Source organism: Streptomyces fructofermentans (genome assembly GCF_014651055.1).
Taxonomy (GTDB): Bacteria; Actinomycetota; Actinomycetes; order Streptomycetales; family Streptomycetaceae; genus Streptomyces; species Streptomyces fructofermentans.
In genome coordinates, this window is sequence record NZ_BMWD01000002.1 from 213,740 (window position 1) to 227,209 (window position 13,470).

Annotated in this window: 11 protein-coding genes; 6 read left to right on the plus strand and 5 right to left on the minus strand. The window is 73.1% G+C overall.

Annotation, left to right across the window (positions count from 1 at the left end):
* Positions 1–95 precede the first annotated feature (95 nt).
* A complete protein-coding gene (locus IE265_RS03970) occupies positions 96–917 on the plus strand; it encodes an enoyl-CoA hydratase/isomerase family protein (protein ID WP_190033894.1) in 822 nt (273 codons plus the stop codon).
* Here the strand turns inward: IE265_RS03970 and IE265_RS03975 are convergent.
* On the minus strand, positions 904–1,539 hold the full coding sequence (locus tag IE265_RS03975) for a DJ-1/PfpI family protein (RefSeq protein WP_190033895.1): 636 nt from the start codon (positions 1,537–1,539) through the stop codon (positions 904–906). The genes IE265_RS03970 and IE265_RS03975 overlap by 14 nt on opposite strands.
* Positions 1,540–1,607: 68 nt before the next feature.
* Positions 1,608–2,573: a GlxA family transcriptional regulator gene (locus tag IE265_RS03980; protein ID WP_190033896.1), complete on the minus strand. Its 966-nt coding sequence runs from the start codon at positions 2,571–2,573 to the stop codon at positions 1,608–1,610.
* A 137-nt stretch (positions 2,574–2,710) separates the two neighbouring features.
* Here IE265_RS03980 and IE265_RS03985 point away from each other — a divergent pair, with 137 nt between their 5' ends.
* The 4 genes from IE265_RS03985 (at position 2,711) to IE265_RS03995 (ending at position 7,643) form a co-directional block, all read left to right on the plus strand.
* Positions 2,711–3,577 carry an SCO6745 family protein gene (locus tag IE265_RS03985; protein ID WP_190033897.1) on the plus strand — a complete coding sequence of 289 codons (867 nt, stop codon included), beginning with the start codon at positions 2,711–2,713 and terminating at the stop codon, positions 3,575–3,577.
* An 89-nt stretch (positions 3,578–3,666) separates the two neighbouring features.
* The gene (locus IE265_RS38925) at positions 3,667–3,810 is read left to right on the plus strand and encodes an LPFR motif small protein (protein ID WP_268255779.1); all 144 of its coding nucleotides are present in this window, start codon (positions 3,667–3,669) and stop codon (positions 3,808–3,810) included.
* Between the two features lie 188 nt (positions 3,811–3,998).
* Entirely contained in the window at positions 3,999–6,410 is a 2,412-nt protein-coding gene (locus tag IE265_RS03990; RefSeq protein ID WP_190033898.1) for a Tex family protein, read from the plus strand.
* A gap of 477 nt (positions 6,411–6,887) precedes the next feature.
* Positions 6,888–7,643 (plus strand): NPCBM/NEW2 domain-containing protein, encoded by a 756-nt coding sequence (locus tag IE265_RS03995; RefSeq protein WP_190033899.1) that lies wholly within the window; start codon positions 6,888–6,890, stop codon positions 7,641–7,643.
* A 31-nt stretch (positions 7,644–7,674) separates the two neighbouring features.
* Here the strand turns inward: IE265_RS03995 and IE265_RS04000 are convergent, their stop codons facing one another.
* Together IE265_RS04000 and IE265_RS04005 are read right to left on the minus strand one after the other, a co-directional pair.
* Positions 7,675–9,315 carry an ABC-F family ATP-binding cassette domain-containing protein gene (locus IE265_RS04000; protein WP_190033900.1) on the minus strand — a complete coding sequence of 547 codons (1,641 nt, stop codon included), beginning with the start codon at positions 9,313–9,315 and terminating at the stop codon, positions 7,675–7,677.
* A 37-nt stretch (positions 9,316–9,352) separates the two neighbouring features.
* Positions 9,353–10,372 carry an oxidoreductase gene (locus tag IE265_RS04005; RefSeq protein ID WP_190033901.1) on the minus strand — a complete coding sequence of 340 codons (1,020 nt, stop codon included), beginning with the start codon at positions 10,370–10,372 and terminating at the stop codon, positions 9,353–9,355.
* 66 nt (positions 10,373–10,438) lie between these two features.
* On the opposite strand from IE265_RS04005, the gene IE265_RS04010 reads away from it, so the two are divergent.
* Positions 10,439–11,407 carry an FAD-dependent oxidoreductase gene (locus IE265_RS04010; protein ID WP_190033902.1) on the plus strand — a complete coding sequence of 323 codons (969 nt, stop codon included), beginning with the start codon at positions 10,439–10,441 and terminating at the stop codon, positions 11,405–11,407.
* A 159-nt stretch (positions 11,408–11,566) separates the two neighbouring features.
* On the opposite strand, the gene IE265_RS04015 is transcribed toward IE265_RS04010, so the two are convergent.
* Entirely contained in the window at positions 11,567–13,276 is a 1,710-nt protein-coding gene (locus IE265_RS04015) for a BCCT family transporter (RefSeq protein WP_190033903.1), read from the minus strand.
* Positions 13,277–13,470 lie beyond the last annotated feature (194 nt).

Here is a 13,470-nt window from a genome sequence, read left to right on the forward strand (position 1 = left end):
CGCCGGCCGGGGCAGCGGAGGCCCTCCCGCAGGGTGCACCCGGCGCTGCGCTCCTGCCCGGTCGCGCGGTGCGGACGGCGGATAGCATCCGGCGCATGGAGCCGCATGTGTCGCACAGCGTCGCCGACGGGGTGGCCACCGTCGTCGTCAACCACCCCGCCAAACGGAACGCCATGACGGCGGACATGTGGCGGTCGCTGCCGCCCCTGCTGGCCGCGCTGGCCGCCGACCCCGCCGTACGGGTACTCGTGCTCACCGGGGAGGGCGGCACGTTCTGCGCCGGGGCCGACATCTCCTCGCTCCGGGGCTCCTCCGAACTGGCGCAGGACCTCGCCGTGCGGGCCGAGGACGCGCTCGCGGCGTTCCCCGGGCCGACCCTGGCGGTGGTGCGCGGGCACTGCGTCGGCGGCGGGTGCCAGCTCGCGGCGGCCTGCGACCTGCGGTTCGCGGACGAGGGCGCGTCGTTCGGGGTGACCCCGGCCAGGCTCGGGATCGTCTACCCCTCCTCGTCCACCCGGCGTCTCGTGTCCCTCGTGGGGCCCGCCACCGCCAAGTACCTGCTTTTCTCGGGCGAGTTGATCGACGCGGAGCGGGCGCTGCGCAGCGGGCTGGTGGACGAGGTGCTGCCGGGCGGCGAACTCGACAAGCGGGTGGCCGAGTTCACCCGGACCCTCGTCTCGCGCTCCCGGTTGACGCAGGCGGCGGCGAAGGAGTTCGCCGACGGGCGGACCGACCGGGACGCGTACTGGGCGGAGCAGGCGCGGGCCGGCGGGGACACCGCGGAAGGGGTCGCCGCGTTCCTGGAGCGCCGGCGGCCGCACTTCACCTGGACGGCCCCGTCCGCCCCTTCGGCGGCCGTGCCCGCGTCCCCTCCTCCGGCGGGTCCGTGGCACCCGGCCCCGCCTACCGCGGGGTGAAGCGGCTCTTCGAGCGGAACTCCTCGACGAGGTGGGCCGGCGCCTTCAGCGGGGAGCCCGCGTCGTAGGGCGGCTGCGGGTCGTACTCCGTCAGCAGCTGTACGGACTGGGCGTGTTCGTCCCCGGCGATCCTGCCGAGCAGGGTGAGGCCCATGTCGATGCCGGACGACACACCGGCCGCGGTGACGTACTTGCCGTCGGTCACCACCCGCTCCCCCGTCGGCTCCGCGCCGAACCGCCTCAGATGGTCGAGCGCGAGCCAGTGCGAGGTGGCGCGGCGGCCCTCCAGCAGCCCCGCCGCCGCGAGCAGCAGCGATCCCGTGCACACGGACGTCGTCCAAGTGCTCGTGGCGTCGGCCGCGCGCAGCCAGTCGAGGAGTACCGCGTTCTCCATCTGCGGCGTCTGGCCCGGTCCGCCGGGGACCACGACGATGTCCGGGTCGCGCACCTCGTCGAGGGTTCGGTCGGCGACGATCGCCATGTGCCCCGTGTCCGTGCGGACGGGACCCGCGTGCTCGGCCACGAAGACGGTCCGCGCGCCCGGGAGGCGGCCGAGTGTCTCGTACGGGCCCACCGCGTCCAGGGCGGTGAAACGGTCGAAGAGTACGACGGCGATCTGCATCGGGGGCCTTTCGGTCGGTCGGACGGGGTGTGCGCGGACGGCGGCCCTCCGAAGGGGCGCCGGGCCGGTCACGCGGTGGTGGGACGGAAGCGGCGCCGGTACTCCGCCGGGGCTGAGCCCAGCGCCTTGACGAAGGCGCGGCGCATCGCCTCCGGGGTGCCGTAGCCGCTGGCACGCGAGATCCGTTCCACACCGTCGGCGGTGTCCTCCAGGAGCCGCCGGGCGTGTTCGAGGCGTACGGCGTCCACGTAACGGCCCGGGGTCGTGCCCGTCTCCGCCCGGAACGCGCGGGCGAAGTGGCGCGGCGAGAGCCGCGCCCGGGCGGCGAGCGCCTCGACGCACAGGTCGTCGCCCGGATGCTCGGTGATCCACTGCTGGACCTCGCGCAGCGGCTCGCGGCTCGCGGTCTGCGCCGCGAGCTGGGCGCTGAACTGGGCCTGGTTCCCGGGGCGCCGCAGGAACACCACGAGATGGCGCGCGACGGTGAGCGCGGTGTCCCGGCCGTGGTCCTCCTCGACGAGCGCGAGGGCGAGGTCGATCCCGGCGGTGACGCCGGCCGAGGTGGCCACGTGGCCGTCGCGTACGTAGACGGGGTCGGGGTCGACCTCGACGGCCGGGTACTCGCGGGCGAGCCTGGCGCAGTGGGCCCAGTGCGTCGTCGCGCGGCGGCCGTCCAGCAGGCCCGCCCCGGCGAGCAGGATCGCGCCCGTGCAGACCGAGACGAGGCGCTCGGCGCGCGGGGCGTGCCCGCGCAGCCAGTCGGTCAGCCGCGGATCGGGCCGCCGGGTGCCCCGGCCGCCCGGCACGAGCAGCGTGTGCGGGGCCGGGGCGTCGGCCAGGGCCTGGTCCGGGACGAGTGTCAGCCCGCTGGACGTGCGCACCGGCGCGCCGTCCAGGGACGCGGTGCGGACTCGGTAGGCCCCTCCGCGGTCGCCGAGGTGCGCGTCGGCCCCCGCGAAGACCTCCACGGGACCCGTGACGTCCAGGCTCTGGACGCCGTCGAAGAGGACGACGAGGACGGTTCTGTGCGCCATGCCCTCGATTCTTCGCGGGTCCCGGGGTGGCCGCAACGACGAGAAACCCTCCTTTCCCGCCATGCGCGGGAACGGCGCCGCGTTCGGACACGCCCCCGCCATTCCGTACGTACCGACCAGTCGGTAACGTGCGGGGCATGACGACAGCACTGCCGGAGCGCGCCGGACGCCGATGTCACAACGTCCTCAACCCGCTGCATTCGACGCACTACTTCTCGCCCGACCTCGGCAGGGAAATGGCCGCGGCCGGGGTCCCGGACGCACGCGCCGCGTACTTCGCGGTGCGTGCGGCGGCCATGGGCGCCGTGGGCGCGGGCACGGTGACGGCGACGTTCTACAACTTCAACCACGAGCTGGTGGAACGGCATGTGCCCGAGGTGTGGCGCGCGGCCCCGCCCGAGGCCGTCCTCGCCGCCCGCGCCCGTGCCGTGGACACCACGCTGCGGCGGCTGCTCGGCGACGAGGTGATCGCCTCGTCGGAGGTCGCCGAGGCGGCGGGGCTCGCGCTGCGGGCCGCCGAGGCGTGCACCCGCACGGCCCGTCCGCTGTACGCCGCGCACGCGGACCTGCCGGTCCCCGAGGAGCCCCATCTCGCACTGTGGCACGCGGCCACGCTGCTGCGCGAGCACCGGGGGGACGGCCACCTCGCCGTGCTGCTGGGCGCGGAGCTCGACCCGCTGGAGGCGCTGGTGAGCCACACCGCGACCGGAAAGGGCATGGCGCCGAAGTGGGTCCTCGCCACGCGCGGCTGGCACCGCGAGGACTGGGACGCGGCGAGCCTGCGCCTGCGCGAACGCGGGCTGCTCGCCCCCGACGGCGGGTTGACCGAGGAGGGCGTCGCCCTGCGCAGGGAGATCGAACTGCGCACGGACCGGCTCGACAGGGCCCCGTACGAGCACCTGGGCGCCGCCGGCGTCGAACGGCTCACCGAACTGGCCACCGGCCTCCTCATGGCGGCGCTGGCCGCCGGAGCGTTCCCGGACGGAATGATCGGCAAGGACTGAACCGGTCGCCGCGCACAGGATTCGAACGCTCGGAACGAGGTACCCGGACTGTCCCGGACGCACCGACCGGGAGACGAAAGGGGAATTACGTGTTCCGTGCCATTGCGGATGTGTTGCGACAGATCGGCGGAGCGATCGCCACGGTGGTGACCCTGCCGTTCCGGGCCCTGGCCCGGCTGTTCGGCGGCGCGTCGGACTCGACGCGGCGCACGGGGCGGACCCGGAGGGCCTGACCCCCCGGTCGGCCGCCCGGCCGGTCCCCCTGGGCACCGCCGGGCACCACAGTCACGAAGTCGAAGGAGCCGGACACGCCGCGGGCGTGCCGGCTCCTCGCGTGTCCGGGGGCCGACCTGATCCCCCGTTGTCGGCGCCACCTGCCACAATTGCCGCGCAACCCCAGTGGAAGAGGCGGTACGGGATCGTGACGACACCCGGGTCCATCGAAGTAGGGTCCATCGAAGGCAGGATCGCCGAGGAACTCGGCGTACGGGAGCGGCAGGTGAAGGCTGCCGTCGACTTGCTCGACGGGGGCTCGACCGTCCCCTTCATCGCCCGCTACCGCAAGGAAGCGACCGAGATGCTCGACGACGCGCAGCTGCGCACGCTCGAGGAGCGGTTGCGGTACCTGCGCGAGCTGGAGGACCGGCGCTCCGCGATCCTCGACTCGGTGCGCGAGCAGGGCAGGCTGACCGACGAGCTGGCCGCGCGGATCCGCGGCGCCGAGACCAAGGCGCGGCTGGAGGACATCTACCTGCCCTTCAAGCCGAAGCGGCGCACCAAGGCGCAGATCGCCCGCGAGGCGGGTCTGGAGCCCCTCGCCGACGGACTGCTCGGCGACCCGTCCGTGGACCCGCTCGCGGCTGCCACGGCCTTCGTCGACGCGGACAAGGGTGTCGCCGACCCGCAGGCCGCGCTGGACGGTGCCCGCGCGATCCTCACCGAGCGGTTCTCGGAGGACGCCGACCTGATCGGCGAACTGCGCGAGCGCATGTGGGTGCGCGGCCGGCTGGCCGCGAAGGTGCGCGCGGGCAAGGAGGAGGAGGGCGCCAAGTTCGCCGACTACTTCGACTTCTCCGAGCCCTTCAAGGAGCTGCCCTCGCACCGCGTGCTCGCCATGCTGCGCGGCGAGAAGGAGGACGTCCTCGACCTCGTCCTGGAGCCGGAGGAGCCCACCGAGGGGCCTTCGTCGTACGAGGGGATCGTCGCCCACCGCTTCGGGATCGCGGACCGCGGCCGCCCGGGCGACAAGTGGCTCACGGAGACCGCCCGTTGGGCCTGGCGCACCCGCATCCTCGTGCACCTCGGCATCGACGTGCGCCTCAGGCTGCGCACCGCCGCCGAGGACGAGGCGGTGAACGTCTTCGCGACGAACCTGCGCGACCTGCTGCTCGCCGCCCCGGCGGGCACGCGGGCGACCCTCGGCCTCGACCCCGGCTTCCGTACGGGTGTGAAGGTGGCCGTGGTCGACGCGACGGGCAAGGTCGTCGCCACCGACGTGATCCACCCGCACGTCCCGGCCAACAGGTGGGACGAGTCCGTCGCGAAGCTCGCCCGGCTCGCCCGGGAGCACAGCGTCGACCTGATCGCGATCGGCAACGGCACGGCGTCCCGCGAGACGGACAAGCTCGCCGGCGACCTCATCACGCGACACCCCGAGCTCTCGCTCACCAAGGTGATGGTGTCCGAGGCGGGCGCGTCCGTGTACTCGGCGTCGGCGTTCGCGTCCCAGGAGCTGCCCGACATGGACGTGTCGCTGCGCGGCGCCGTCTCCATCGCGCGCCGCCTCCAGGACCCGCTCGCCGAGCTGGTGAAGATCGACCCCAAGTCGATCGGCGTCGGCCAGTACCAGCACGACCTGTCCGAGGTGAAGCTCTCGCGCTCGCTCGACGCCGTCGTGGAGGACTGCGTCAACGGCGTGGGCGTGGACGTCAACACGGCGTCCGCGCCGCTGCTCTCCCGGGTCTCCGGAATCACCTCGGGCCTCGCCGAGAACATCGTGGCGCACCGTGACGCGAACGGCCCGTTCGTGTCCCGTACGGCCCTGAAGAAGGTGCCCCGGCTCGGCCCGAAGGCGTACGAGCAGTGCGCGGGCTTCCTGCGGATCCGCGGCGGCGACGACCCGCTGGACGCGTCGAGCGTGCACCCCGAGGCCTACCCGGTGGTGCGGCGCATGGTGAAGAGCGCCGGCGGCGAGGTCGCCTCGCTGATCGGCAACACGGGCGTGCTGCGCGGGCTGAGGGCCGACGAGTTCGTCGACGACACCTTCGGCCTGCCGACGGTGACCGACATCCTCAAGGAGCTGGAGAAGCCGGGGCGCGACCCGCGTCCCGCCTTCAGGACGGCCACCTTCAAGGACGGCGTGGAGAAGATCGCCGACCTGGCCCCCGGGATGGTGCTCGAAGGCGTCGTCACGAACGTGGCCGCGTTCGGCGCCTTCGTGGACGTCGGTGTGCACCAGGACGGCCTGGTGCACGTCTCCGCGATGTCCAGGACGTTCGTCAAGGACCCGCGGGACGTCGTGAAGTCCGGGGACATCGTCAAGGTCAAGGTGATGGACGTCGACATCCCGCGCAAGCGGATCTCGCTGACGCTGCGGCTGGACGACGAGGCGGCCGCCCCGGCCGAGCAGGGCGGCGGCGGACGCCCGCAGCGGGGCGGCGGCCGGCCCCCTCAGCAGCGCGGCCAGCAGCGCCAGCCCCGCGGCGGCACGGGCGGCAACAGCGGCGGGGGTGGGGGCGGCAGCACGCGCCAGGCGCCGGCACCGGGCAACAGCGCGATGGCCGACGCGTTGCGGCGCGCGGGGCTGGTCGACCCGAAGAAGGGCAAGCGGTGACGGGCGGGCGCTGACCGCCGGAGCGCGGGTCGTCACGCGGCACGAACCCCGGTTCGCGCCGCGTGACGGATGGGCACCGGCGATGCGGCCGTGCTCCGTCCGGTCGGGCGGCCGTTCCCGTCCGCTCGGGCGGCGGGCCTGCGGCGGTCGCACGGCCCGGTCGACGGCCGGACTCACGGCCGATCCCCGTTCCGGTCGCCCGGTGGCCGGTCGCACAGCCCTGTCGGTGGCGGTCGCACGGCGGGTCGGTCCCCGGTCGACGGCCGGTCCGGGAAAGGTCGGCGGTGTTCCGGTCTGCGGACTCCGCCGGGCGCGGGGTTCGTTGCCGAGGCGCGCGCAGCGCCGCGTGGCGGGGACGCACGGGACCCGGCTTCTCCCCTCACCCCGATCGGCGAAATGCCCCACACCGGGACCTTGTGCCCCGGTAGCCTGTCCGGACCTCAAGCTGTGCGGCGTCATTCATTTCGGGGGCGGAACATGACCGCGGGGAATTCCAAGGACCGGATCTCCAAGGACGGAATCCTGGCGGCGGTCGTCGCAATCGTCCTCGCCGTCGTGGGATTCCTGTTCGCGAGCAGCGACGACTCCGAAGGCTCCGACGACAGCGCCCGGCCCTCCGTGAGCGCCTCGGCAATTCCCGAGGAGTCGCGCGAGGCCCCGTCACCGACCGTGCGGCCGGAGGAGTCGGCCTCCTCCCCGGAGGACACCCCGGACGAGGGATCGGGCGACGGAGGATCGGACGGCGACGGCCCCGGCGACGACGGGAATGGTCGGGAGACCGGGCCCGGCGAACCGCTCGACGAAGCGGACCTCGGGCCGCGGGTCGCACATCTGGCCGACGACCTGAACCCCGTGGAGAGAAACGTCTACGACGGGACCGCCACAGTCGCCCTCACTACCTACACGTCGTCCATTTGGAAGGACATCGGCCCCGGGAGAACACTCAGCAGTGTTTATGTCGTCTACGACCTGCAGGGGCAGTGGAAGAAATTCATCGCGGACGTCGGCCCGAAAAGCACGTCCCGGACCGACGCGGTGATGGATTTCGAGGTGTACGCGGACGACAGGAAACTCGGGGAGGTGCACAGGACCACGATGAAGCGCTCGGCACACATCGAGCTGAACGTCACCGGGGTCGGGCACCTCCGGCTGGTCGCCAAGCACGTCAGCGGCAGCACGAGCGGGGCCTACACGGGGCAGGCCGTCTGGGGTTCCGCCCGGCTGGAGGGCTAGGCCCTCCCCCATCGTGGCCGTCTGGGGCCGGTCAGTGCTCCGTCACCCTGCCCGCGGCCACCTCCAGACGGCGGGTGGTGCGGACCGCGTCCAGCATCCGGCGGTCGTGCGTGACGAGGAGCAGCGTGCCCTCATACGTGTCGAGAGCCGACTCCAGTTGCTCGATGGCCGGCAGGTCGAGGTGGTTCGTCGGCTCGTCGAGCACGAGGAGGTTGACGCCCCTGCCCTGGAGCAGGGCGAGCGCCGAGCGGGTGCGCTCACCCGGTGAGAGCGTCGCGGCCGGGCGCAGCACATGCTCCGCCTTCAGACCGAACTTGGCCAGCAGCGTGCGGACTTCGGCGGGCTCGGTGTCGGGGACGGCCGCGGCGAAAGCGTCGAGCAGTGTCTCCGGGCCGAGGAACAGCTTGCGCGCCTGGTCGACCTCGCCGACGACGACGCCCGAGCCGAGCGTGGCGTGTCCGGCCGAGAGCGGCACCCGGCCGAGCAGGGCGCCCAGCAGGGTCGACTTGCCCGCGCCGTTGGCGCCGGTGACGGCGACCCGGTCCGCCCAGTCGATCTGGAGCGTGGCCGGACCGAGGGTGAAGCCGCCGCGGCTCACCTCCGCGTCGCGCAGTGTGGCGACGACCGCCCCCGAGCGCGGGGCGGCGGCGATCTCCATCCGCAGCTCCCACTCCTTGCGCGGCTCCTCCACCGTGTCCAGGCGCTCGATCATGCGCTGGGTCTGCCGCGCCTTCGAAGCCTGCTTCTCGCTGGCCTCGCTGCGGAACTTGCGGCCGAGCTTGTCGTTGTCGTTGCCCGCCTTGCGCCGGGCGTTCTTGACGCCCTTGTCCATCCAGGAGCGCTGCATCTGGGCCCGCCCCTCCAGCGCGGCCCGCTTGTCGGCATACTCCTCGAAGTCCTCGCGGGCGTGCCGGCGCGCCACGTCCCGCTCCTCCAGGTAGGCCTCGTAACCGCCGCCGTAGAGGGTGATCTGCTGCTGGGCGAGGTCGAGTTCGAGGACCTTGGTGACCGTGCGGGTGAGGAACTCGCGGTCGTGGCTGACGACCACCGTGCCCGCGCGCAGCCCCGAGACGAAGCGCTCCAGGCGCTCCAGGCCGTCCAGGTCGAGGTCATTGGTCGGCTCGTCCAGCAGGAACACGTCGTAACGGGAGAGCAGCAGGGAGGCGAGTCCGGCGCGGGCCGCCTGTCCGCCGGACAGCGAGGTCATCGGCTGGTCGAGGCCCACCGTGAGGCCGAGCGTGCCGGCGACCTCCTCGGCGCGCTCGTCGAGGTCGGCCCCGCCCAGTGCGAGCCAGGTCTCCAGACTCGTCGCGTACGCGTCGTCCGAACCGGGCGCACCCTCGACGAGCGCCTGCGTGGCCTCGTCCATCACCCGCTGGGCCTCCGCGACGCCCGTGCGGCGGGCCAGGAACTCCCGTACGGTCTCGCCGGTCCGGCGCTCGGGCTCCTGGGGCAGATGGCCGACGCTCGCGGTCGGCGGGGACAGGCGGAGTTCGCCCTCCTCGGGCTTGAGGAGCCCGGCGAGCATCCGCAGCAGCGTGGACTTGCCGGCACCGTTGGCGCCGACGAGGCCGATCACGTCGCCGGGCGCGACGACGAGGTCGAGCCCGGCGAACAGGGTGCGGTCGCCGTGGCCGGCGGCGAGGTTCTTGGCGACGAGAGTGGCAGTCATCAGGGCCCGATCCTAATCGTCCCGGCGGGTGCACCCGTCAGCGCGCCATCGCCTCCACCAGGACACCCCCCGAGGTGCGCGCGACGATGAAGGACTCTCCCCTGGTGGCCCTGGCGTCCAGCGGGAGCCGGTGGCGGCCCGCCTCCAGGACGCCGTCGAAGACCTCGTGCATGTGGGTGCGGTAGAGGCGGTCCAGCCGGTACGCGGTCAGCCGCACCCGGCAGGTGGAGGTGACCTCGACGCCCGCCTCGCCGTCGACGGCGACCAGCCGGGTCAGCCGGCGCTGCTCCTCGGGGCTGCGGTCCAGGGCGTTCTCTATCTGGGCGACGAGGAGGGGGACGATCGGGGCGAGTCCCTCGACGTACGCGACGTCGACGCCGGCGCGTTCGAAGGACTGCCGTACGGCGGTACGTTCCTGCTCGGTGACCGCGCGGCCGAACACCACGGCCCCGTAGCCGCGCAGTTCGTCGGCGGGGACACCGGCTGCGTCCCGGGTGATGTCGGCGCCGATGCCGATGATGCGCAGCGCGGCGGCGAGTCTGGCGAGGACCGCGGCCCGGGCGCCGATGAGGAGCACCCGGCGGCGCTCGCCCCCGGCCCCGTCGAGCACGGCTCCCAGGGCGGCCCTGTACGCGTCGCCGTGGAAGCGGAACGGGCCGATGCCGTGGTAGCCGTTGCGCGTGAGGTCCGCGTGCTCGTCGGTCTGCCAGGCGAAGTCGCGCCACACGTAGTCGTCGCCGTCGCGTTCGATCACGGCGGTCACGGCACCGCAGGCGAGGTCCTCGCACTCGGGGCAGCCGTATATGACGTACCGGCCCGCCTCCAGGGGCGCCCGGCCCTCCAGCAGGAGGCTGCGCACCTGGGCGGTGAAGATCGCGGGCGGCACGTCGGAGGCGAGGGGGGACACGGCGTCGAGGTCGGAGAGCTGGTACAGCAGCGGGCGCCCGTCGACGATGAAGTCCACGAAATCCCGGTGCACTCGGTAGTCACCGTTGGCAAGGACTCCACCGGCTCGCATCGCCGGTGCCAGGCCGAAGGTCGCGTACTCGGCAGACATGCTGTGAGTATCCCCAGAGCACGCCCGTTCCGAGCACGGCATGACATATTCCGCTAACGTCCCCGCGTGGCGAAGGACCGGAACGGCGATGTGATCGTGGTCGGCAGCGGGGTCGTCGGACTGACGACGGCCGTCGTGCTGGCCGAGAGCGGCAGACGGGTGGCGGTCCGGACCCGGGAGCCCGCGGAGGCGACGACCTCGGCCGTCGCCGGCGCCCTGTGGTGGCCGTACAGCATCGAACCGGTGGAACTCGCCCGCGCGTGGGCGCTGCGCTCGCTCACGGTGTACGAGGAGCTGGCGGAGCGCCCCGGGGAGACGGGCGTACGCATGGTCGAGGGTGTAATGGGCGAGGCCCGGCTGGACGAGCACGGGCCCTGGGCGGCCGGACGGCTGCCGGGGCTGCGCGCCTCCACCCCGGCGGAGTACGCGGGCAGCGGGATGTGGGCGCGGCTGCCGCTGATCGACATGCCGGTGTACCTGCGGTGGCTGCGCGAGAGGTTCCGGCGGGCGGGCGGCACGGTCGAGGCGCGGACGGTGACCGACCTGGCCGGGGTCCGGGCGCCCGTCGTCGTCAACTGCACGGGCCTGGGCGCCCGGGACCTCGTGCCCGATCCGCACATGCGTCCCGTGCGCGGGCAGTTGGTGATCGCCGAGAACCCCGGCATCCGTACCTGGGTGGTCTCCACCGACGCGGCGGCGGGGACCACGACGTACGTCTTCCCGCACCCGGACCGGCTGGTGCTGGGCGGCACCACCGATCCGGACGACTGGACGACGGAGCCCGATCCTGCGGTGGCCGCGCGGATCGTCGAGCGGTGCGCGGCGCTGCGCCCCGAGGTCGCGGGGGCCAAGGTCATCGGGCACCGGGTGGGGCTGCGGCCGGTCCGTTCGGCGGTGCGGTTGGAGCGGGAGGTGGGTCCGGACGGCGGGACGCTCGTGCACAACTACGGGCACGGCGGTGCGGGTGTGACGGTGGCGTGGGGCTGCGCCTGGGATGCGGCGGAACTCGCCACCGGGGCGGTCCCGGGCCGCTGAGGGTTCGGTTGCGGGACCTGCGGTTCACGGCCCGGCAGGTCGGGAGCGGGGCGGTTCGGAGGCCCCGCGGTCCGAGCGCCCCGCGGTCCGGGGGCGGAGCGCGTCGGGCGCCGCGTCCCGTGGGGGGCGCGGCGCCCGGGTCGGGGTGGCGCCCCGGTGTCAGCCGTGGTCGTGGCCGAGCGGGTCCCCTTCCGTCTCGGTGCCGGCACCCGGGCCGACCCTGATCTCGAATTCGCCGTCGTACTTCTTGTGGCCCTCGATCACGGCGAGTTCGACGGCCTCGGACCCCATCTCGCCGCGCACGATGACCGGGTCCATGCGGAGGTCCCGCATCAGGGCCACGCACATCCCGATCATGACGAGGACGAACGGCGCGGCGGCCAGGATCGTCAGGTTCTGCAGACCGGTGAGGGCGTCGCCCTGTCCGCTGCCGACCAGCAGCATGATCGCGGCGACCGCTCCGGTCACCACGCCCCAGAACACCACGACGACACGGCCGGGTTCGAGGGCGCCCTTCTGGGAGAGCGTGCCCATCACGATGGAGGCGGCGTCGGCGCCCGAGACGAAGAAGATGCCGACGAGGATCATCACGAGCAGGCTCGTGGCGGTCGCGATCGGGAACTCCTGCAGGAGGCCGAAGAGCTGGCCCTCGGGGGTCTTCTCTCCGCCGAGCGCGCCGCGCTCCTCCAGCTTCATCGCCGTGCCGCCGAAGATCGCGAACCAGACGAGGCTGACCGAGCTGGGCACGAGGATCACACCGCCGACGAACTGCCGGATGGTGCGGCCCCGGCTGATGCGCGCGATGAACATGCCGACGAAGGGCGTCCAGGAGATCCACCAGGCCCAGTAGAAGACGGTCCAGCTCCCGAGCCAGTCCGCGACGCCCTCGCCGGCACTGGCCTCGGTACGGCCCGCGAGCTCGGGCAGATCACCGAGGTAGGCGAAGATCGAGGTGGGCAGCAGGTCGAGCACGATGATCGTGGGACCCGCGATGAACACGAACGCGGCGAGCGCCAGCGCGAGCACCATGTTGATGTTGGAGAGCCACTGGATGCCCTTCTCGACGCCGGACACGGCCGAGGCGACGAACGCCACGGTCAGCACGGCGATGATCGTGACGAGCAGGGCGTTGCTCACCGAGTCCATCCAGTCCAGCTCCTTGAAGCCGGAACCGATCTGGAGGGCGCCGAGGCCCAGCGACGCCGCGGAGCCGAAGACGGTGGCGATGATCGCGAGGATGTCGATCGCCCGGCCGCCGACGCCGTTGGCGTGCTTCTCGCCGATGAGCGGGGTGAAGACCGCGCTGATCGTCTGGCGCCGGCGCTTGCGGTAGGTGCTGTAGGCGATCGAGAGGCCCACCACCGCGTAGATGGCCCAGGGGTGCAGCGTCCAGTGGAACAGGGTGGTCGCCATCGCCGTCTCCATGCGTTCCGCGGAGTCGGCGGGGGTGGTGCCCGGCGGGGGCGTCAGATAGTGCGCGAGGGGTTCGCTCACCCCGTAGAACATCAGGCCGATGCCCATGCCCGCGCTGAACATCATCGCGATCCACGACACCGTACGGAACTCGGGCTCCTCCCCCTCGGCGCCCAGGTGGATGCGGCCGTACCTGCTGATCGCGAGCCACAGCGCGAAGACCACGAAGCACGAGGCGGCCAGGATGAAGGCCCAGCCGCCGTTGTGGATCAGGCCGTTGAGCATCTTCGTCGAGACGCTCTCCAGCGAGTCGGTCGCGACCGACCCCCAGATCACGAAGGCCACGGTGAGCACGGCGGTCACGCCGAACACCACGCGGTCCGTCCGGGGGCCGGAGCGGCCGGGGAGGTCCGACGGGTCGCCGGGGTCTCCCTTCTCCTGCAGGCCGTCCGTCATCGGCGGCACCCTCCCTGGAAGTAGTGCGGGCACGAGGTACTCGTCATGTCCTACGGCGTACCACAGGTACTGCCCCCGTCCTCGTCTCAGCAGTCCGTGTCGGGCTCCCCCGCCGCCAAGTGGCACGGGTGCGTTCGCGCGGCGGCCGGGCGGGCCTGGTTGCCGGCCCGCCCGGCCCGGACGCGGCGCCGGTC